16 protein-coding genes are annotated in these 19,794 nt (G+C 70.5%); 6 read left to right on the plus strand and 10 right to left on the minus strand.

What is annotated here, in order from left to right; translation table 11 throughout:
- Positions 1-72 precede the first annotated feature (72 nt).
- Positions 73-1,188, minus strand: coding sequence for a non-homologous end joining protein Ku (gene ku, locus K7C20_RS33460; RefSeq protein WP_030086494.1), 1,116 nt, complete (start codon positions 1,186-1,188; stop codon positions 73-75).
- 30 nt (positions 1,189-1,218) lie between these two features.
- On the opposite strand from ku, the gene ligD reads away from it, so the two are divergent.
- Both ligD and murJ read left to right on the plus strand, forming a co-directional pair.
- Positions 1,219-2,166 (plus strand): non-homologous end-joining DNA ligase, encoded by a 948-nt coding sequence (gene ligD, locus K7C20_RS33465; protein ID WP_030086492.1) that lies wholly within the window; start codon positions 1,219-1,221, stop codon positions 2,164-2,166.
- 9 nt (positions 2,167-2,175) lie between these two features.
- A complete protein-coding gene (gene murJ / locus K7C20_RS33470; RefSeq protein ID WP_222892701.1) occupies positions 2,176-4,032 on the plus strand; it encodes a murein biosynthesis integral membrane protein MurJ in 1,857 nt (618 codons plus the stop codon).
- Between the two features lie 18 nt (positions 4,033-4,050).
- Here murJ and K7C20_RS33475 read toward each other — a convergent pair whose 3' ends face one another.
- Entirely contained in the window at positions 4,051-4,476 is a 426-nt protein-coding gene (locus K7C20_RS33475; protein ID WP_150127313.1) for a hypothetical protein, read from the minus strand.
- Between the two features lie 516 nt (positions 4,477-4,992).
- Here K7C20_RS33475 and K7C20_RS33480 point away from each other — a divergent pair.
- The 3 genes from K7C20_RS33480 to K7C20_RS33490 all read left to right on the plus strand — a co-directional run bounded on the left by K7C20_RS33480 (position 4,993) and on the right by K7C20_RS33490 (position 7,740).
- Complete coding sequence (locus K7C20_RS33480) at positions 4,993-5,859, plus strand: endonuclease I family protein (RefSeq protein WP_409351332.1); 867 nt, start codon at positions 4,993-4,995, stop codon at positions 5,857-5,859.
- Between the two features lie 137 nt (positions 5,860-5,996).
- Positions 5,997-7,244 carry a D-alanyl-D-alanine carboxypeptidase family protein gene (locus K7C20_RS33485; protein ID WP_048830051.1) on the plus strand — a complete coding sequence of 416 codons (1,248 nt, stop codon included), beginning with the start codon at positions 5,997-5,999 and terminating at the stop codon, positions 7,242-7,244.
- Between the two features lie 292 nt (positions 7,245-7,536).
- On the plus strand, positions 7,537-7,740 hold the full coding sequence (locus K7C20_RS33490) for a cold-shock protein (RefSeq protein WP_006601696.1): 204 nt from the start codon (positions 7,537-7,539) through the stop codon (positions 7,738-7,740).
- A gap of 156 nt (positions 7,741-7,896) precedes the next feature.
- Here K7C20_RS33490 and K7C20_RS33495 read toward each other — a convergent pair whose 3' ends face one another.
- Complete coding sequence (locus K7C20_RS33495) at positions 7,897-8,091, minus strand: antitoxin (protein WP_053209805.1); 195 nt, start codon at positions 8,089-8,091, stop codon at positions 7,897-7,899.
- A gap of 116 nt (positions 8,092-8,207) precedes the next feature.
- Positions 8,208-9,233 carry an alpha/beta hydrolase gene (locus K7C20_RS33500; protein ID WP_030086482.1) on the minus strand — a complete coding sequence of 342 codons (1,026 nt, stop codon included), beginning with the start codon at positions 9,231-9,233 and terminating at the stop codon, positions 8,208-8,210.
- Between the two features lie 223 nt (positions 9,234-9,456).
- Here K7C20_RS33500 and K7C20_RS33505 point away from each other — a divergent pair, with 223 nt between their 5' ends.
- Positions 9,457-9,756 (plus strand): hypothetical protein, encoded by a 300-nt coding sequence (locus tag K7C20_RS33505; protein WP_053209806.1) that lies wholly within the window; start codon positions 9,457-9,459, stop codon positions 9,754-9,756.
- Between the two features lie 38 nt (positions 9,757-9,794).
- Here K7C20_RS33505 and K7C20_RS33510 read toward each other — a convergent pair whose 3' ends face one another.
- From K7C20_RS33510 to K7C20_RS33535, 6 genes are all read right to left on the minus strand, one after another.
- Positions 9,795-12,836: an alpha-mannosidase gene (locus tag K7C20_RS33510; RefSeq protein ID WP_053209807.1), complete on the minus strand. Its 3,042-nt coding sequence runs from the start codon at positions 12,834-12,836 to the stop codon at positions 9,795-9,797.
- A 64-nt stretch (positions 12,837-12,900) separates the two neighbouring features.
- The gene (locus K7C20_RS33515) at positions 12,901-14,991 is read right to left on the minus strand and encodes an endo-beta-N-acetylglucosaminidase (protein ID WP_053209808.1); all 2,091 of its coding nucleotides are present in this window, start codon (positions 14,989-14,991) and stop codon (positions 12,901-12,903) included.
- A complete protein-coding gene (locus K7C20_RS33520; RefSeq protein ID WP_048830049.1) occupies positions 14,988-16,343 on the minus strand; it encodes a glycoside hydrolase 5 family protein in 1,356 nt (451 codons plus the stop codon). Before K7C20_RS33520 ends, K7C20_RS33515 begins: the two co-directional genes overlap by 4 nt.
- A gap of 61 nt (positions 16,344-16,404) precedes the next feature.
- Positions 16,405-17,334, minus strand: coding sequence for a carbohydrate ABC transporter permease (locus K7C20_RS33525; RefSeq protein WP_053209809.1), 930 nt, complete (start codon positions 17,332-17,334; stop codon positions 16,405-16,407).
- Positions 17,331-18,200 carry a carbohydrate ABC transporter permease gene (locus K7C20_RS33530; protein ID WP_053209831.1) on the minus strand — a complete coding sequence of 290 codons (870 nt, stop codon included), beginning with the start codon at positions 18,198-18,200 and terminating at the stop codon, positions 17,331-17,333. Before K7C20_RS33530 ends, K7C20_RS33525 begins: the two co-directional genes overlap by 4 nt.
- 116 nt (positions 18,201-18,316) lie before the next feature.
- Positions 18,317-19,609: an ABC transporter substrate-binding protein gene (locus tag K7C20_RS33535; protein WP_030086458.1), complete on the minus strand. Its 1,293-nt coding sequence runs from the start codon at positions 19,607-19,609 to the stop codon at positions 18,317-18,319.
- Between the last annotated feature and the right edge of the window lie 185 nt (positions 19,610-19,794).

Here is a 19,794-nt window from a genome sequence, read left to right on the forward strand (position 1 = left end):
TCTAGAACGGCCGCCCCGGTGCGCGAGGGGCTGACGGGCCCAGAGTCTCCGTCGGCCCGCTGGACGGCACCCTCAGGCGGACGACTGCCTGCCGGTCTTCTTCGCCGGTGCCTTCTTGGCGGTGCTCGTCGACGCCGTCTTCTTGGACGTGCCGCCGGTCGTGCCGCGGCTGCTGGTGCTCTTCTTCGCCGTCGAAGCGGCCTTCTTCCGCCCGCCGGTGTCCTTCGGCGCGGCCGCCGTCTTCTTCGCGGAGGTCTTCTTCGCGGCCGCCGGGGCGGTCTTCTTCGCCGCCTTCTTCGCCGCCGTGCCGCTCCGCTTGCCGGCGCCCGGCGCCGCCTCGCTCTTCTTCGTCGTCTTCCGCCCCCGTAGGGGTGTCACGGACGCCGACTCCTCCTGCGCGTCGCCCTCCCCGCCGCCCCGCGCCGCCCGCAGACTCTTCTCCAGCGCCGCCGTCAGATCGAGGACCCGGGCCCCGGAGGTGCCCGATGCGGAGGGGGCGGCCGGCTCCTCGCCCTCCAGCTTGGCGGCGACCAGCTCCTCGACGGCCTCGCGGTAGTCGTCGTGGAGTTCCTCGGGGTCCAGCTCGCCCAGGGAATCCATCAGTGTCTCGGCCAGCGTCAGCTCGTTCTCGCGGAGCTCGACATCGTCGGGCACCACACCGGTGGCGGGCCGGATCTGATCCGGCCACAGCAGCGTATGCATCACGATCGCCCCGTCGTGCGCCCGCAGCATCGCCAGCGACTCCCGCCCCCGCATCGCGACCTTGCCGACCGCGACCCTCTGATGGTGCTCCAGCGCCTCCCGCAGCAGCGTGTACGGCTTGGTGGCGGACGCTCCGTTGGGCCCCAGATAGTAGGCCTTGTCCAGCTGGAGCGGGTCGATCTCACCGGGGTCGGCGAACGACAGGATCGACAGCGTCTTGGCGGTCGGCATCGGCAGCTGGGACAGATCGTCGTCGGTGATCGGCACGATGGTCTCGTCGCCCGGTGCCTGATAGCCCTTGCCGACCTCCTCGTTCGGGACCTCCTTGCCGTCCAGCTCGCAGATCTTGCGGTACTGGATCTGCGCGCCGTCCTTCTCGTGAATGCGCACGAAAGAGACCGACGAGGTGCGGTCGGTGGCGCTGTAGGTCTTCACGGGGATGGTGACCAGACCGAACGATATGGACCCGTTCCAGATAGATCGCATCTTTCATCCCTTGTGTGGGATTCTCATCGTATGTCGCCGATCACTGTCGTGGAGGGGCGACGCCTCTCGCTGACCAACCTGGACAAGGTCCTCTATGCCGAGACCGGCACCACGAAGGGCGAGGTGCTGCACTACTGCACCACGGTCGCAGGCCCGCTGCTCGCCCACCTCCACGACCGGCCGCTCTCCTTCCTGCGCTATCCCGACGGACCGGACGGCCAGCGCTTCTTCACCAAGAACGTGCCGCCCGGCACACCCTCCTGGGTGAAGACCTGCGAGGTCCCCCATTCGACGTCCGGGCCCGCCCGGCAGGTCCTGCTCCAGGACCTGCCCGCGCTGGTCTGGGCCGCGAACCTGGTCGTCGAACTGCACACCCCCCAGTGGACGTGCCAGGCCCCGGGCATCGCCGACCGCCTCGTCCTCGATCTCGATCCCGGCGCCCCGGCCACCATCGTGGAGTGCTGCACCGCGGCCCGGTGGCTGCACGACCGGCTGGCCGCCGACGGCCTGGACGTCTACGCCAAGACCAGCGGTTCCAAGGGCCTGCACCTCATCGTGGCCATCGAACCCACCCCCTCCGAGCGGGCCACCGCCTACGCCAGGACCCTCGCCGTCGAGGCCGCGGCGGCCCTCCCCGACCTTGTCGTGCACAAGATGACCAAGGCCCTGCGCCCCGGCAAGGTCTTCATCGACTTCTCCCAGAACGCCGCCGCCAAGACCACCGCCGTCGCCTACACCCTGCGCGCCCGCCCCACCCCCACAGTCTCCGCCCCGGTCACCTGGGACGAGATCGCCGAGTGCAGCGAACCGTCTCAACTCACCTTCCTCTTCAGTGAGATCGCACCCCGCTGCGCACACCACGGCGACCTGCTCGCCCCGCTCCTCGATCCCGACCGGGCCCGTCCACTGCCTCGTGCGAAGCCCTCCCGTGCGCCCGCGGCACCCAATCGGCCCAGTCCCACCCGGGGTTCGACGTAGATTGACGGAATGCTGGAGGGGACACCACACACATCACACACACCGCACGACACGCTGCCGCTACGTCTGCCGGAGCGGTGGACGGACGGCGGCACAGCGGACGACGGGTCGGCGCCCGGCGACGAGGGGGAAGGGGACGGTTCCACGCCGCACCGAGGGCGGCGCCGGCATGCCGCGGGTAAACGGGGCGGTGCGGGTGGGAGCGAAGGGGGCGGCGCGGGTGGGAGCGAAGGGGACGGCGCGGGTGGGAGCGAAGGGGGAGGCGAGGGCGGGGGCCTGCAACGCTCCTCGCTCCTGATGGCGTTGGGGACCGTGGTCTCCCGCGGCACGGGGCTGATCCGGCAGATGCTCCAGGCGGCCGCACTCGGCACCGGCCTGCTCGCCACGACATACAACACCGCCAACATGGTCCCGATGAGCATCTACACCCTGCTGATCGGCGGCGCGCTGAACTCGGTGCTGGTGCCGCAGCTGGTACGTGCCAGGGACGAGCACGCGGACGGCGGCCGGGCCCACGAACAGCGCCTGGTCACCCTCGTCCTGAGCGTGCTGGCGGTGGGCACGGCGCTCTCGGTCTGGGCAGCGCCGCAGATCGTCACCCTCTACATACCGGACACGCCCGGCCACCACGCCGCCTTCGAGCTCACCGTGGTCTTCGCGCGCTTCCTGCTGCCGCAGATGTTCTTCTACGGCCTGTTCTTCATCCTCGGCCAAGTCCTCAACGCCCGGAGCAAGTTCGGCGCGATGATGTGGACGCCGGTCCTCAACAACATCGTGCTGATCACGATGTTCGGAATCTACCTCGGACTGCTGGCCGGGCCCGACCGCGTCGAGGACATCACCCCCGGCCAGATCGACCTCCTGGGCTTTGTCACCACCGGTGGCATCGCCGTGCAGGGCCTCGCCCTGATCCCCTTCGCCCGCGCCGCCGGTTTCCGCTTCCGGCCGCGCTTCGACTGGCGCGGCACCGGTCTGCGCAAGAGCATCTCGGCCGCCCGCTGGACCCTGCTGTTCGTGCTCGCCAACCTGGCGGCGATGGTCGTCGTCACGCACTACGCCGGCGCAGCCGACCAGCAGCTCCCCACCGCGGGCGTGGGAGTCACCGCCTACGGCTTCGCCCAGCTCATCTGGACGCTGCCGCAGTCGATCATCACCGTCTCGCTGGTGACCGCGCTGCTGCCCCGGATGAGCCGCGCGGTCGCCGATCACCGTCTGGACGAGCTGCGCGGTGACCTCTCCGGTGCGCTGCGCATCAGCGGCGTCGTCATCGTCCCGGCCGCCTTCTTCTTCCTCGCCCTCGGCCCGCAGACCGCCCAGCTCCTGTTGGCGCACGGCGCCGTGGACGCCGCCTCGGCCGCGCCCGCCGGGCACATGCTCCAGGCCTTCGGGCTCGGCCTGATCCCGTACTCCGCCCAGTACCTGCTGCTGCGCGGCTTCTACGCCTTCGAGGACACCCGTACGCCGTTCTGGGTGGCCGTCTGGATCGCCGCCGTCAACATCACCCTGGCCACCGCGTGCCATCTGCTGCTGCCCGCCCGGTGGGCCGTCACCGGAATGGCCGCCGCCTACGCCGTCGCCTACGGCATCGGGTTGCTGATCACCGCGCTGCTGCTGCGCCGGCGGCTCTCCGGACGCCTCGACGGCCGACGCCTGTGCCGTACCTACGGCAAGCTGGCCGCCTCCGCCGCCGCGGCGGCAGCGGTCGGCTGGCTCGCGGCCCGAGCCTGCTCCGGTGTGCCCGTCTCGGCGGGCTGGAGCCCCGCCCTGGCTCTGGCCGGCGGCGGCCTCAGCATGGCCCTGATCTTCCTGGGCCTGGCCCGCGCCCTGAAGATCGGTGAGCTGCGCAGCCTGCCCGGTCTGCGGTGACGGGGCAGGCGGACTCCCTCACACGGCGCGCGACCGGGGCCAGGAGGCCTGTGCGGCGGCCGCGAGCCAGCCGACGACGGCACCCACCGTGGTCTCGCCCAGACTCGCGATCTCCGCCAGGGCGGCCAGCTCCCCGTCCGCCGGAGCGACTCCCGCCGCGGTCAAGGCGGCCTGGAGGTCCAGCCACCGGCGATCGGGCATCGCCACCGGCCCCTGCCGCTGCTCCTCGGGACGCGGGGGAGCGGGCAGGTGGGACGGCTGCGGCGGCTCGAAGGGCAGCCGGTCCTCCGGGCGGGGCGGCGGGAGGAAGGGGTGGCAGGCTGACGGGTGCGGCGGTTCCTGCGGGTGTGCGGGCGCGCCGAGGCGCTCCTCGGGGCGCGGGGGAGCGAGCGCATATTCCGGCGTCGCACCGTATGGCGGGGGAGTGGGGCGGTAAGCCGACATGGGGGGCCTCCACAACTCGCGGTCCGAAGGGTTCAAGGGATTCGGCGAAGACTGTGTCAGTGCTTCGGAAGCCGTACGGTGCCCGTTCGGTTGCGGATGAGGCACGGGTTCACCCGATGGGCCCAAGGGGCATCGTCGCGCTCGCCGGCGTTGCCGGATGTCGCGCCCTGACGCCCCGTCGCACGCGTACGGGAACCACAAGGTGCCCACCGGATGAGCCGAGCTGCTCGCCCCGGCTGCCGCCTCCTCCGTGAGCGGTTGTCCTCTCGGACGGTCGAGCCGAAAGCGACGTGGACGCCGCACTTCTGACGCGGCATCGACGAGTCATATCGGTGCGGCGTTTTCGGGGGAATTCAGTGATTGCCACGGGGTGGACACATAACTCTCCCCTGATGTTCACACGATGGTGATTACCGCGGTGGAAAGCTGCCTGCGGCCGTATTCCCAACGGCCGGTGCCGGTCGTGCCCCACATTTTCGCGACTCGGCGCCACAATTCGGGGAGAGGACACCCTTCGTGGACCACATCCGCGTGACGCGTCGCGCCCGTACCGCGCTGGCCATCGCCGCCGGAACGGTATTGACGGCGGTAGCCGCACAGATCCCGGCAAATGCAACGGCCGCCCCGGCCGCACCCCACGGTGCCACTGCCGCGTCCATCGCCCGGCATTCCTCCATATCCGTCGGCGCATATGACGACACGTACTACAAAGACGCCGTGGGCAAGACCGGCCAGGCGCTCAAGGATGCGCTGCACCGGATCATCAGCAGCACCCAGACCGGAAAGCTGACGTATTCCCAGGTCTGGGACGCCCTCAAGGACACCGACCAGGACCCGGCCAACAGCGCGAACGTCATTCTGCTGTACACCGGCCGTTCGCAGAGCAAGACCGCCAACGGTGGCAATCCCGACGACTGGAATCGCGAGCACGTCTGGGCGAAGTCCCACGGCGACTTCGGTACCGACACCGGTCCCGGCACCGACATCCACCATCTGCGCCCGGCGGATGTGTCCGTCAACAGCACCCGCGGCAGCAAGGACTTCGACAACGGCGGTACGGAGGTCGGCGAAGCGCCGGGCAACTACACCGACGACGACTCCTTCGAGCCCCGTGACGAGGTCAAGGGCGATGTCGCCCGCATGATCCTCTACATGGCCGTCCGCTACGACGGTGGCGACGGCTTCCCCGACCTGGAGCCCAATGACCAGGTCGGCAACGGCACCCAGCCGCACATCGGACGGCTCTCCGTCCTGAAGCAGTGGAGCAAGGAGGACCCGCCCAACGCCTTCGAGCAGCGCCGCAACCAGGTGATCTTCGACAAGTACCAGCACAACCGGAACCCGTTCATCGACCACCCGGAGTGGGTCGACGCGATCTGGTAGACCGCGTCCGCCCGGCCGGGCCGGGGCCGACGGCCTTCCGCCGGCCCCGGCGTGGCGCGTGCAGCAGCCGGGCGCCCGCGCATCGGATGGCGTAGGCCAACCAGCGCCCGGCCGAGGTCGTTTTTAGCGTGGGCCACATGTCGAGCGCGAGTTGGGCCTCCGTCAGAGTCGTTACCGCAGCAACCGTTTGTGCCGCGAGCCTGCTGGCCGTTCCCGGCCCGGCAGCCGCCGACGGCCCCCATGGCGTCGACGACCTGCGGCCCGGCGCGCACGTGGCCGATCCGGTCGATGTCAACAGCCGGCTGGACAGGCACGGAGTGCAGTTCCTGCCCCGGCGGGACGTGCCGGAGCCACCGGATGTCACCGCGCTGTCCTGGATGGTGACGGACATGGCGAGCGGGAAGGTCCTCGCGGCCAAGGACGCCCACCGGCCGCTGCCGCCCGCCAGCACCCTCAAGGCGCTGTTCGCCGTGACGGTGCTGCCGAAGTTCTCCCAGGAGGAGGTACACACCGTCTCCCTCCGGGACCTGGCCGGTATCGAGGCGGGCAGCTCGCTCGCCGGCCTCAAGGAGGACCTCCCCTATCGCGTCGCGGATCTGTGGCACGGCGTCTTCCTCCGCTCGGGCAGCGATGCGGTGCACACCCTGGCCGGCATGAACGGCGGCTGGGACAAGACCATCGACGATATGCAGGAGACGGCGCGCCGCCTCGGCGCCCGGGACACCACGGTGGCGTCCGCCGACGGGTTCGACACACCGGGTCAGTTCTCGTCCGCCTACGACCTGACGCTCTTCGGGCGGGCCGGCCTGACCGACCCCGACTTCGCCTACTTCGCCTCGACCAAACAGGCGGAGCTGCCGGAGGACGGCGGCCCGGACGCGTTCGGCATCCAGAACACCAACCGGCTGCTGGTCGGCTCACACGGCGTCAGACCGTACAACGGCCTCATCGGGGTGAAGAACGGCTACACGACCCACGCCGGCAACACCCTGATCGCCGCCGCACGGCGCGACGGGCGGACGCTGCTGGTCACCGTCATGAACCCGCAGTCCGGCAGCCGTAACGCCGTCTACGAGGAGACGCGCAGCCTGCTGGACTGGGGCTTCGAGGCGGCTCCGCGGGCCGCGGCGGTCGGCATGCTGCCCGTCATGGTGCCCGGCGACAGCGGCGACGAGCCGCAGCGGGTCCTCCACCGGTCACAGCCCGTCACGCCGCCGCACAAGGCCGCGGTCGCGGCGCAGACGGAGGCCGACGCGCAGGCGCGGTACTGGTGGTTCCTCTCCGCCGCCGGAGCCGTCGGGGTCATCGCCCTGGCCGGGCTCGGCACCGGTCTGTGGTGGCGCCGTCGCAAACCGCCCGCGAGCCGGGACGGGGAGCCCGACTGAGTCCGGGCCCCGTACCGCCGGCCGTCGTACATCCATCCGATCGGTCAGGGATACGGAGGACGCACGATGGCCTTGCCCGGTGAAGGGCGACGCGTCCGTCACGGTTGTGCGGCCCGCCGGGCGTTGCTCGGTGTAGCGTCCTGATCAGCTGTCGTGGTTCCGAAGTGCCGGGCGCCCGTGTCGCATTCACGGGCGTCCTTGCTGTGTAGCGCGTCTCCGGACCAGGGCGATCACCTCCGGCTTCCGCAGCACGCGCAAGCCGCTTCGAGCCCCTTGAACGAAGGAGACGGAAATGGCGTCCGGCACGGTGAAGTGGTTCAACTCGGAGAAAGGCTTCGGCTTTATCGCACAGGACGGCGGCGGCGCCGACGTCTTCGCGCACTACTCGAACATCGACGCCACGGGCTTCCGCGAGCTGCAGGAGGGCCAGAAGGTGACCTTCGAGGTCACCCAGGGTCACAAGGGCCCCCAGGCGGAGAAGATCCGGCTGGCGTAGGTCCGGCGGACTCGCGGGCGGCGTCCGTTCCCGGCCCCGGGGGCGGGCGCCGAGGCGTGTACCGGGGCGCAGCCTCACCCGGCCGGCCGCAGGCGGCGGCAAAGGGCCGCCGGCCCTCGCGGGCGGGCGGACCTCCGCCGAAGGGGAGCCGCCGGCTCAGGGCTGCGGCGGCCGGTCCTGGCCCTGCCCGCCTCCGAACTGGTCCCGCATCTTCTCCTGGCCCGTGTCGACCTGGCCCTTGTACTTGCCCTGCGTCTTGTCGTCGACCATGTCGCCGGTCTTTTCGATGCCCTTGTCCGTCTGGCTTTCGTGGCCCTTCAGCATGCTCTTGATCTTGTCCATCATGGACATGAGTCGTCCTCCTCACCACGGTCCCCCCACGAGTCCAGCATCACCCCCACTCAGGTGATCTGCATCTGCGCGCGGGGGAGACCGCCGGGGCGCACCCGGCGGCCGTGGCGCACGGTTCAGGAGTTGCTCGGTATGGGTGCCTTCATCCGGTCGCTGATGAACTTGATCGAACCGGCGGCCATGCCCTTCTGGTAGTCCCAGGCGTTGTGCCGGCCGTCGGGGATCAGCTGGAGGGCGGTGTGGACCGGGCCCTTGCCGTAGGTCTGGCGGAACTGCCGGATGGGGGCCTTGACGGCGGTGGACTCCCTGGTGCCGGCCTGGAAGGCGAGGTAGACGTCCGGACCGCCCTTCCGCAGCAGCTGCTGGGCGAGCTTCGCCGGAGTGTTGGCGTCCCGCTCCGCCCGGTGTCCCGCCCACAGCGGCGAATCCGGCGCCATGTCCGGGCCGCTGGCTATCGCCGCCTTGAATTTCTCCGGGTGCTTCAGCACCGACTTCAGCCCGGCGAAGCCGCCCGAGGACGACCCCATGAAGGCCCAGCCGTCGCGTGACTTGAACGTACGGAAATTGGCCTTGGCCAGCTGGACCACGTCCTCCGTCAGCCAGGTCCCCATCTTCTGCTGCCCGGGTATGTCGCTGGCGTCGTGATAGCGGGTGTCCGGGTTGAGCATCGGCATCACCACGATGAACGGCAGGCTCTTGCCCTCCGCGGTCCACCGGGTGAGGTTCTCCTGGAGCTCGATATCGCCGCCGACCCAGTAATTCGTGACACCGCCGGCCTCCTTCGGGCTGCCCAGGCCACCCGGCAGGGCTATCAGCACCGGAAATCCGCTCTTGGCGTATTTCGGGTCGCGGTACTCCTTCGGGGCCCAGACCCAGACGCTTCCGGTGACGCCGGATTTCGGGCCCCGCAGCGTCGTCCGCGCTATATGGGTGCCGTCGTCCAGTGTCCGGGTGATGCGGAAGTCGCTCCTGGGGCCGGTCGGCATGAGGGTGTCGTTGTCGACGGGCTTGGCCCGCGCGGCGCCGTCATTCGTGGCGCCGGCGTTGAAGTCGACCGGGTTTCCGGTCTCCGAGCAGCCGGTGAGCAGTGCGCAGGCGGCGATGAGGGTGGCCGCGAGCGCGACGGCGTAAGGGCGTTTCAAGGGGGACTCCGCGACTGGGTGATCAAGTGCAAGTGCCCATATAGAGGTAAAAGCGGTGTCGGAGGTTCCCTTGGGCCTGTCGTCCGGATCAGGCGCTTGCCGCGAGCCGGTCCTGAGGGACTTCGCTCACTCGTGTGGAGCAACGCCTCGCCGGCGGTTTCCGCCGGGCGGCCGGTGGCTCGCTCGACGGGCACGGTCGTGCGGTCCGGCCGAGAATGCAGCGGTGAGCGATGAACACCGCAGTGCCGAGGATGCCGCGTCGCGCGGCATGCCGTGCGACGAGGAACGACGGCTCGCCAGGAAGGCGCTGGCCGGCCATGCGCGCGACGCGGACGATCTGTCGTTGTTGATGGACATGCTGGGCCTGGACCCGAGCCGCGATCCGGACCATGAAGCGCCGTACGGCCCTCGGCCCGGCCGTGGCCGGGCGGCCGGGCGCGGCACCGGGCGCGAGCGGCGGCACGAGCTGCGACGGGACACCTGCCGCGACGCCCGGTCGCGCTCGGACGGCCCCGGGGCGTAAGCGGGCCCCGGCGCCGCCCGGCGTCCCCCGTCCGGCCGCTACCGAGCGTCCGCCCGGGGCAGCCGCACGGTCACGATCTGGAACGGGCGGAGCCGCATCCGGATCGTGTTCCCCTGCCGTCCGAGCACCGGACCGTCCTCGGCCGGGCGCTCCAGCAGGTCGGTGGCGAGGGCGTCGGCCGGCTCGAAGGCGGTGGTCAAGGTGACGGTGGCCCGCCCGCCGTGAGCCTCATGGAGTCGGACGACCACATCGCCGCTCGTATCGTCGGCCAGCTTCACCGCGGTGACCACCACGGCGTCGTCGTCGACCGTGACCAGGGGCGCGACCGCCGCGGCACCGCTGATCCGGCGCTCGGGCAGATTGATGTGATGGCCCTCGCGTACCGCGTCGCCGATGGTGGCGCCGGGGGCGAGCGCATAGCGGAAGCGGTGCAGGCCCTGATCGGTTTCCGGGTCGGGGAACCGCGGGGCCCGCAGCAGGGAGAGCCGGACGGTCGTGGTGGTGCCACGGTCGCCGTCCTCCCGGACGGTACGGGTGACGTCATGGCCGTATGTCGCGTCGTTGACCAGGGCCACGCCCCAGCCCGGCTCCTCGAGCTGGACGAACCGGTGCGCGCAGGCCTCGAACTTGGCCGCCTCCCAGCTGGTGTTGGTGTGGGTGGGCCGGTACAGGTGCCCGAACTGGGTCTCCGCCGCATAGCGTTCGGCGTGCAGGTCCAGCGGGAACGCGGCCTTGAGGAACTTCTCGGTCTCGTGCCAGTCGACCTCGGTGTCGATGTCCAGACGCCGCTGCCCGCGCGCCAGCGTCAGCGACTGCACCACGCGGGAGCCGCCGAAGGTACGGGTGACACGCACCGTCGCGGCCTCTCCGGACGCCTCGTCGAGCACGACCTCGTCCGCATCCGTCAGATCGGTGACGACATTGCGGTAGAAGGCATCCACGTCCCAGGCGTCCCACATGTTGGGGAAGTCCGGGTGGATCTGGAGCAGATTCGCCGCCCCGCCCGGCGCGACGGCCTCGCGTGCGGCCGCCCGGTCGTAGGCGGATACGACCAGACCGCGGCCGTCGATCTCGATCCGCAGCAGACCGTTGGTGAGGGTGAATCCGCCGCCCTCGCACGGCACGGCAGTCACCTCGGGCCCCTCACTCACCGAGGGGGCCACGCCCCCGGCCGCGACCCCGCCGCGGGCGTGCGGCGCGGAGTTCACCACCAGCTCCGCGTCCCCCCGGCCGGCCAGCGCGGCCAGTGCGGCCGCGATGATGCCCTCCAGCTCGGCAGCGACCGCCGCATAGGTCTGCGCCGCCTCGCGATGGACCCAGGCGATGGAGGAACCGGGCAGGATGTCATGGAACTGGTGGAGCAGCACCGTCTTCCACAGGCGGTCCAACGCCGCGTAGGGGTAGGGGTGCTGTGCCAGCACCGCCGCCGTGGCCGACCAGAGTTCGGCCTCCCGCAGCAGCTGTTCACTGCGCCGGTTGCCGCGTTTGGTCTTCGCCTGGCTGGTGAGGGTCGCGCGATGCAGCTCCAGATAGAGCTCGCCCACCCACACCGGCGCCTGGGGGTACTCCGCCTCCGCCTTCGCGAAGTAGTCCGCGGGCCGCTCCCACTCCACCGTCGCCGAGCCGTCCAGATCACGCAGTCTGCGGGCCTTGGCGATCATCTCGCGGGTGGTGCCGCCGCCCCCGTCGCCCCAGCCGGTCGGCGCGAGCGAGTGCCGCGCCACCCCCTTGTCCTTGAAGTTCCGTGCCGCATGGGCGATTTCACTGCCCGCCAGCTGGCAGTTGTACGTGTCCACCGGCGGGAAGTGGGTGAAGATCCGGGTGCCGTCGATGCCCTCCCAGCGGAAGGTGTGGTGCGGAAACGCGTTGATCTGGCTCCAGGAGATCTTCTGCGTCAGCAGCCATTTCGCCCCCGCCGCCTTGATGATCTGCGGCAGTCCCGCGGCGAATCCGAAGGTGTCCGGCAGCCAGGCCTCCTCGTTCTCGACGCCGAACTCCTCCAGGAAGAACCGCTTGCCGTGCACGAACTGCCGGGCCATCGCCTCCGACCCGGGCATATTGGTGTCCGACTCCACCCACATACCGCCCGCCGGCACGAACCGCCCCTCCGCGACCGCCTTCTTGACCTTGGCGTAGACCTCGGGCCGGTGCTCCTTGATCCAGGCGTACTGCTGTGCCTGCGACATGGCGAACACGAACTCCGGCTCGTCCTCCAGCAGCGCCGTCATGTTCGACGCCGTACGGGCCACCTTCCGTACCGTCTCGCGCAGCGGCCACAGCCATGCCGAGTCGATATGCGCATGCCCCACCGCGCTGATGCGGTGCGCGGAGGCCCCGGCCGGAGCCGACAGCGCGGTACGCAGTTCCGCACGCGCCGCCTGCGCCGTCCCGTTCACGTCCTGAAGATCCACCGCGTCCAGCGCCCGGCCCACCGCCCGCAGCAGCTCCCAGCGCCGCGGGCTGTCCACCGCAAGCTCGGCCATGAGCTCACCCAGCACCTCAAGGTCCTGGATCAGCTCCCACACCTCGGTGTCGAACACCGCCAGGTCCATCCGCGCCAGCCGGTACTGCGGCTCGCTGCCCGCCGTCCCCCGGTCGCCCAACTGGGTGGGCCGGAACGGGTGGACATCGAGGATGACGGGATTGGACGCGGCCTCCAGATGCCATTCGACGTGTTCCCCGCCGCGCACCGGCGCGCCCACCCGTACCCACTGGTTCCGTGGGTTGATCGCCTTGACCGGGGTGCCGTCGGGCAGATGGACCAGCGCCTCGCACTGGAAGCCCGGCATCCGCTCGTCGAAGCCCAGGTCGAGCACCGCCTCCACGGTGCGTCCTGCCCAGTCCCGCGGCACCTCACCACGGACCTTGAACCATGTCGTACCCCAGGGGGCGCCCCAGGCGTCACCCACCGCCACCGGCGTATGGGCGGCGGCCAGTCCCTCGGCCACCGGAACCGGCTCTCCCGGTGCGACCCAGGCCGCGACGTCCAGGGGAACCGATTCGGGATACAGCGCGGGCCGGATGCGCTCGTCCAGGACGCGCTTGAGGCGGGCTTCGATCAGTGCGCGATCGTCATGCATGGAGAGGGCTCCGTAGCGTTGAGGGGTGGTGAGGGCGGCACGGCAATCCGGTGACCTTCGGGACTTACCAGGGGAGCCGGGTCCTCGACGGCTGCGAGACGGTGAACAGTTCGTGCACGGCGCGTACCTCGAGCCGGGCGGCCGGCTCGTTCCGGGCACGCCGCAGGCCCGGTACGTAGAAGGCCGTACCGCAGGTGCCGCCGAGGAACTCCCGTGTCCCGTCCGGGAAGCGGCGGTACAGCTCGTAGTGGCGCACCGGGCCCGGGGCGCGGCGCCAGCTCAGCCGCACCGCGGTCGCCCCGCCCGCGGTGGCGGCATCCGTGACCTTCAGCCCGGAGGGCGCGGCCGGGGACCCGGTGGCGTCGCGGACCGCGAGCGCCCCCAGCCGCCAGGCCACCGCGGCGCCCCCGCGGCCGGTCAGCCGTACGCCGAGCGCATGAAGGGTCCCCGGGCCGGGGGAGCCGAGACGCACGGAGGTGGTGCGCCAGCCGCTGCCCGGTGCGAGGGTCCCGGCCGGCAGGAAGGAGTACGGGGCGGATTCGCCCGGCGACGGTGCGTCCCGCAGTGCCACGGCCACCTCGACGGTTACCGGCCCCGAGGCCGGGTCGAGGCGGTGGGTGAGGTCCAGCACGGTGGCGGAGCCGGCCGGCAGCCGTGCCGGGAACAGGTCCAGCGTGGCGGGCGCGTCGAGGGCGCCCCGCACCAGCAGGCTGCTGCCACCGCGCCACGCGTCGGCGAAGTCCAGGGACACCTCCGGGCGTTGCCCCGCGGTCCGCACCGCCCAGCGTCTCGGCGGCAGCCGGTCCTGGAGGCCGAGGTGGTTCCAGGGGCCGCCGGAGGTGACCGCACCGTCCTCGTACCAGCGCAGCCCATGGCCGGTGTTGAAGGTGGTGGCGAAGGGCAGTGCGGTGAGTGCCGAGCGGTCCGCGACGGCGGAGGCCGGTGCGCGCCAGCCGCCGGTGCCGCCGGGCCGGGTCGGGTCCAGGCCCTCACCGGACCAGAACCGGTCGTCCGCGGCATGGAACTGTCCGGGTGTGCGCTCCGCGGGCAGATGGTGAAGGGTCCACTCGGGACGGTAGAAGCCGTACGAGACGACATGATCGCGCCCGCCGGGGATGATCGCGTCCCAGTCCGTGCCGCTGTCCCACCCCGCCGACTCGACATCGACTCCGGCCCACAACTCGTAGCGGCTGCGCCCCAGTTGCTCCGCCAGCCGCCCCGAGTCCGCCAGCCGCCCGGCGCTCCACCGGAAGTCCACGAACATCGAGTCCGCGACCGGGCCGGCGTCGTCCTGGAAGAACGGCTGGTTCAGCTCGTCGAGCGCACCCTGCCAGCCGACCTGGCCGGTCCTGTTCATCGCGTCGTACCAGGTGATCCGCAGACCGTGCCCGGAGCCCGCGGCGCGCAGTGCCCGCAGGAAGGCCTGCATATCGGCGGCCAGTGCGGCGTCACCGCCACCGGTCTCCGCGTTGATGAACCAGCCGTCGAAGCCGTACACCGTCGCGACCTGCACCAGTTTCGCGGCGAGCGGGAAGCGCCCGGCCGCGTCCTTCTGCACCAGATCGCGGGTCCAGCGCAGCTGTCCGCCGTAGGCGGCCGGCGGCAGGAAGACCGTGCCCAGTACGGGGACGCCGTGACGGTGTGCGGCATCGACGACCGGCGCGTTCGGCGCCAGGATCAGGCCCTCGCCGGACGAGCCGCCCCAGAAGACCAGCTCGTCGAGGTAGGCCCAGTGGGTCGGCGCGTAGTAGTCCGCGGTCGGCGAGCCCTGCGACGGGTTGCCCGCGGTGTGGTCGAAGGCCGCGAGCGCGCTGATCCGGGCCTGGCCGGCGCGGGCCGTGGTGTTCACCGGAACCGGGGTGAAGCGCTCGGCCAGCGGCACGGTCGCCGTGTTGAACGCCAGATCCCGGTCACTCCCGGGAGTCCAGGCCTTGAGGCTGCGCCAGGTGATGCCGTCCCCGGGGGTGCCCGACGGCAGCGAGTCGGGGAACCAGTACGAGGCATACGGTTGCAGGGAGTCCGCGGCGCCGGCCCGGGGCCGGCCGGCCGCCGCCGCGGTGCCGCCCCCGAGGGACGGACCGAGCAGGGCGGCCGCGGAACCCGCTCCGGCCAGCAGTACCCGGCGGCGGGAAACGGGAGAGCGGTGCCGGTTCATGAGGTGCTCCTCCGGTGGGGGAAGGATGACGACGGCCGGCGCGGGGGCCTGACGACCTCATCGGGTGTGCAGACCTCCGTGATGCCACGCGACGTCAAATGTGCGCCGTCGGAGGCGAGTTCGGCCAGTACAAGAGCCGGGCGGACACCCTGCGCGGTGAGCTCGGCCCAGGCCTCGAAGACCGGCCCGCCGGGCGCGCACACCGAGCGGCGGGGCGCGGCGTCGCCCCCGCCGACGTCGACGGCCAGCGCGGTGGTGCGTACCGGCGGACGGTGCGTACGGCCGCGCCGGTCCGCGACCAGCGCCGCGATCGCCCTGCCCGCGGGCTTGACCGTACGGTCGCTGCCGAGCAGCCCCAGCCCGTACTCCAGCTCGGGAAAGTCCGCCAGCGACCGCGACACATCGTGTGAACACCACCAGGTGACGCCCCAGAGGTCCGGGCAGTCCAGCGCGTTGACGACGGTGGCCTCGATGAACCGCGCCGCCCCCGCCTCGGGGATGTGCGGTGCGGGCGCGCCGACCTCCTGGAGCCACACGGGACGGTGCGGGTCCCTCGCCCAGGCCTTGGACAGCTCGATGAGATAGGCGGCGTGCTGCTCGGTGGCGGTGCCGGTGGGGCCGTGCCGCTGTGCGGTGCCGTTGAACACCCAGGAGTGCACGGCCGTGACGGCGCCCAGCCGGGCCGCCTGGGCGGGGGTGAAGGGATGGCCGTCCTGGTACCAGGCGGCGTCGTACGCGGCGTGCAGATGCATCCGCCCCGGCGCGCCGCGCTCGCAGGCCGCCAGCATCCGCTCCAGCCAGGCCGTGGCCTGCGCGTCGCTGATCCGGTCGGGGTCCGGGTGCGGGCGGTCCGAGAACTGGTTGATCTCGTTGCCGAGCGTCATCCCGAGGAAGTTGGGCCGGTCGGCGAGTGCGGCCGCCAGTGTCCGCAGATACTCCTCCTGGCCGGCGCACACCTCGGGGTCGGTGAAGAGGTTGCGGCGGTGCCAGGTCCGGGTCCAGGCGGGCAGGAAGTCGAAGCTCGACAGATGTCCCTGTAGCCCGTCGACATTGACGTCGAGGCCGCGCTCGGCCGCGGCGTCCGCCAGCTGCACCAGCTGTTCCACGGCCCGCGGCCGGATCAGGGTGCGGTTGGGCTGGAACAGCGGCCACAGCGGGAAGACCCGGATGTGGTCCAGGCCGAGGGCGGCGAGGGAGTCGAGGTCGGCGCGTACGGAATCCAGGTCGAAGTCCAGCCAGTGGTGGAACCAGCCGTGGGTGGGCGTGTAGTTGGCGCCGAAGCGGGGCGGGGAGCCCTGGCCGGGCGTGGCGCCGGCGCGGAAGCGCGCCGGGCTGCGGGTGGTGTGCGGCACGGGCAGGGAGCTTCCTGTGAGTGGGGAGCGGGGCAGGGCGTATCCGGGGCCGGTCGAGGGTTCAGCCCTTGACGGCGCCCTCGCCGACGCCGCGGAAGAAGGAGCGCTGCAGACAGGCGAACAGCACGATCAGCGGGAGCACGGCGATGACGGTGCCGGCCGCGACCAGCCGCTGATTGTCGGCGAAGGTGCCGTGCAGAAAGTTCAGGCCGATGGTCAGGGTGAACTTCGACTGGTCGCTCAGCACGATCAGCGGCCACAGGAAGTCGTCCCAGGCCCCCATGAAGGCGAAGATCGCGACCACCGCGAGAGTGCCCCTGACCGAGGGCAGCGCGATCCGCACGAAACGCTGCCAGGCGTTGGCGCCGTCGACATACGCGGCCTCCTCGACCTCGTACGGCAGCCCCGCGAAGGCATTGCGCATCAGCAGCACGTTCATCGCCCCGATGCAGCCGGGCAGCACCACCCCGAGCAGGGTGTTGTTGAGCTGAAGCTCCCGCATCGTCACGAACTGCGCGATCATGATGCTCTCGACCGGCACCAGCATCGCCATGATGAAGACGACCAGCGCGGTCTTGCGGCCCTTGAAGCGCATCCGGGCCAGCGCGTAGCCGGCGAGTGCCGCCCCCGCGCAGTTGGTGAGCACATTGGCGACGGCGACCTTGAGGGAGTTCAGCGCGAAGTCCCAGACGGGGATGATCTTTGCGACACCGGCGTAGTTGCCGAGCGTGGCGTCGTGCGGGATCAGGCTCGGCGGATAGCGGTAGATGTCCTCGCCGGCGCCCTTGAGGGAGGTGGACAGCTGCCACAGGAACGGCCCGACGGTCAGTGCCAGTACGGCGAGCAGCAGCAGATAGCGGAGCAGCAGCTGCCACCGCGGAATCCGCCGCTCGGCACGCTCCCGCCCGGCCCGACGCTCCGGCTCCCGACGCTCCGGCTCCCGACGCTCCGGCTCCCGACGCTCCGGCTCCCGCCGGCCGAGGGTGCTCATCGCTCCTCCTTGCGGTTGGCGCGCAGCACCAGCAGCATCAGGCCGAGCGTGAGGACGAAGACCACGACGGACAGCGCGGAGGCATAGCCGACCCGTCCGCTGAGGCCGGTGCCGGCCTGCTGGACGAGCATCACCAACGTGGTGTCCTCGCCGCCGGGGCCGCCCGTCGGACCGGCCATCAGATAGACCTCGGAGAACACCTTGAAGGCACTGACCGAGGAGAGCGCGGCCACCAGCACCATCGTGGAGCGCACCGCGGGAACCGTGACGGTCAGGAAGCGGCGCACCGCCCCCGCACCGTCGACCGCGCACGCCTCGTGCAGCTCCCTGGGGACGTTGGCCAGCGCCGCCAGATAAATGATCATGTAGTAGCCGAGGCCCTTCCAGACCGTGACCGCCATCGCGCTGAGCAGCAGCAGCCACGGATCGCTGAGGAAGCCGACCCTGCCGAAGCCCAGCGCCTCCAGCAGCGCGTTGATCAGCCCCCGGTCGTCCAGCAGCCACACCCAGATCAGACCGACGACCACGACGGAGGCGACCACCGGGGTGTAGAACGCGGCCCGGAAGAAGGTGATCCCGGGGATCTGCCGCTGCACCAGCATCGCCAGCAGCAGCGGCAGGAGCACCAGAAGCGGTACGACCCCGAGGACGTACAGCAGGCTGTTGCGCAGCCCCGTCCAGAACATGGGGTCATGGATCAGTTCCCGGTAATTGGCGCCGCCGACGAACTGCCCCGCGGTGAGGGTGCGCGCATCGGTGAAGGAATGGGCCACCGTGCTCAGGAACGGATACAGACTGAATGCGGCGACGATCAGCAGCCCGGGAGCCAGAAACAGCCAGGGACCGAACGGCAGATGTGTACGGATGCCGTGAGCTGAGCGCCGCGGTGCGGGGTTTTGCGGGGGAGCGGAGGCCGGGGAAAGGAGGACTGTTCCGTCCCGGCCGGGTGGTTTCGTCCTGGTCTTCACGAAGTGCCTCGGCCTCAGCCGGTCTTGAGCAGGCGGTTGCACTCGGCGACCGCGCCGTCCAGCGCCGCCTTGGGGGACTGCTTTCCTTGTACGGCCTTGGCGACCGCATTGCGCAGCACGGTTTTCATCTGGTCGCTGAGCAGCACCGGGGTGTAATTCACCGCGGTCTTCAGCGATCTGGCCGAGGCCACCCGCACCCGGGTCGCATCGGTACCGTCCTCCTTGGTGAAGTACGGGTCGTCCAGCGAGCCCTTGGTGCTGGGGAAGATGGTGACCTCCTTGGCAAAGGCCATCTGGTTCTTCTTGCCGGTGACGAAGTGCGCGAACGCGACGGCCGCCGGCTTGACCTTGCTCTGCGCATTCACCATCAGGCCCTGGACGTACATATTGGCCTTGCCGGTGTTGTTGGCCGCGTCCGTGATGCCGATGTGCCGGTAGAGGCTCGGCGCCTCCTTCTTGAAGTTCTCCAGATCGAGCGCGCTGCCCGGATTCATGGCCACGGACTGCTGCTGGAACTTCCGCCCGGCGGACTCGGCCTGCGCGGTGAGCGCCTGCGAGTCCAGCGCCCCGGCCGCATAGAGCTCCTTGTAGTGCCGCAGCAGCTCGACGCCCTTGGGCTCGTTGAAGATGAACTCCGTTCCCTGCGTGTTCATCAGCCGCACGCCATAGCGTCCGAAGTCCTCGATCGACGGGGTGCCGGCGAGCATCGCTATCCTGCGGCCGCTCTTCCGTGCCATCGACACCGCGTCCTTGAACAGCTGGTCGTAGGTCGTCGGTGGCTTCTCCGGATCGAGCCCGGCCTTGGCGAAGAGCTCCTTGTTGTAGAACATCGGCCCGGTGTTCAGATACCAGGGGAAGGCATAGACACCCGGCATCCCCGGCATCCGGTGGCTGCGCCACGCCCCGTCGAGATACTCGCCGCGGTATTTTCCGGCCGCCTTTTCCAGATCCAGCGCGAGCCCGGCCTTGGCGAGCGGATAGGCGAGATCCGACGACACATTGACGACGTCGGGCAGCGTGCCGCCCGCGGCGTCCGCGCTCAGCTTCTGCGGATATCCCTCGGCGGGCTGGTCCACCCATTTCACTTTGGCGTCCGGATACTTCTTCTCGAAGTCCGCGATGACCCCGTCGAAGTACTTTTTGAAATTGGCCTTGAGATTCCAGGTCTGGAAGGTGACCTGCCCCTCGACCTTTCCTGAGGCGCTGTCCGAACCGCCGGATCCCCCCGAGGACCCGCATGCGGTCAAGGCGAGCGCCGAGGTGACCAGGGCCGCGGTCGCGGCGGCGGCTCGACGGGATATACGCATGGCTGGTGGCTCCTTTGCTCGGGCCAGACACGGACGGGATGGCCGCGAGGGGCCGGTAATTCCCCTTGATTTATGGCAGCAGTAAAGAACGCGGCGGGTATCCCGGACGCTTTGAGGGTTATTCCACGAGACCTCGGTCGGCGACGCGGCAGACGCTACTAATGCGTTTTAGTAGGTGTCAATAC

Source organism: Streptomyces decoyicus, from assembly GCF_019880305.1.
In the GTDB taxonomy this organism is placed as follows: Bacteria; Actinomycetota; Actinomycetes; order Streptomycetales; family Streptomycetaceae; genus Streptomyces; species Streptomyces decoyicus.

Coding starts and splice junctions, on each gene's coding strand:
- ligD (WP_030086492.1), top strand. CDS start 1,219: ATGTCGCCGATCACTGTCGTGGAGGGGCGACGCCTCTCGCTGACCAAC.
- K7C20_RS33535 (WP_030086458.1), bottom strand. CDS start 19,609: ATGCGTATATCCCGTCGAGCCGCCGCCGCGACCGCGGCCCTGGTCACC.
- ku (WP_030086494.1), bottom strand. CDS start 1,188: ATGCGATCTATCTGGAACGGGTCCATATCGTTCGGTCTGGTCACCATC.
- K7C20_RS33515 (WP_053209808.1), bottom strand. CDS start 14,991: ATGAACCGGCACCGCTCTCCCGTTTCCCGCCGCCGGGTACTGCTGGCC.
- K7C20_RS33485 (WP_048830051.1), top strand. CDS start 5,997: ATGTCGAGCGCGAGTTGGGCCTCCGTCAGAGTCGTTACCGCAGCAACC.
- murJ (WP_222892701.1), top strand. CDS start 2,176: ATGCTGGAGGGGACACCACACACATCACACACACCGCACGACACGCTG.
- K7C20_RS33490 (WP_006601696.1), top strand. CDS start 7,537: ATGGCGTCCGGCACGGTGAAGTGGTTCAACTCGGAGAAAGGCTTCGGC.
- K7C20_RS33510 (WP_053209807.1), bottom strand. CDS start 12,836: ATGCATGACGATCGCGCACTGATCGAAGCCCGCCTCAAGCGCGTCCTG.
- K7C20_RS33495 (WP_053209805.1), bottom strand. CDS start 8,091: ATGTCCATGATGGACAAGATCAAGAGCATGCTGAAGGGCCACGAAAGC.
- K7C20_RS33475 (WP_150127313.1), bottom strand. CDS start 4,476: ATGTCGGCTTACCGCCCCACTCCCCCGCCATACGGTGCGACGCCGGAA.
- K7C20_RS33525 (WP_053209809.1), bottom strand. CDS start 17,334: ATGAGCACCCTCGGCCGGCGGGAGCCGGAGCGTCGGGAGCCGGAGCGT.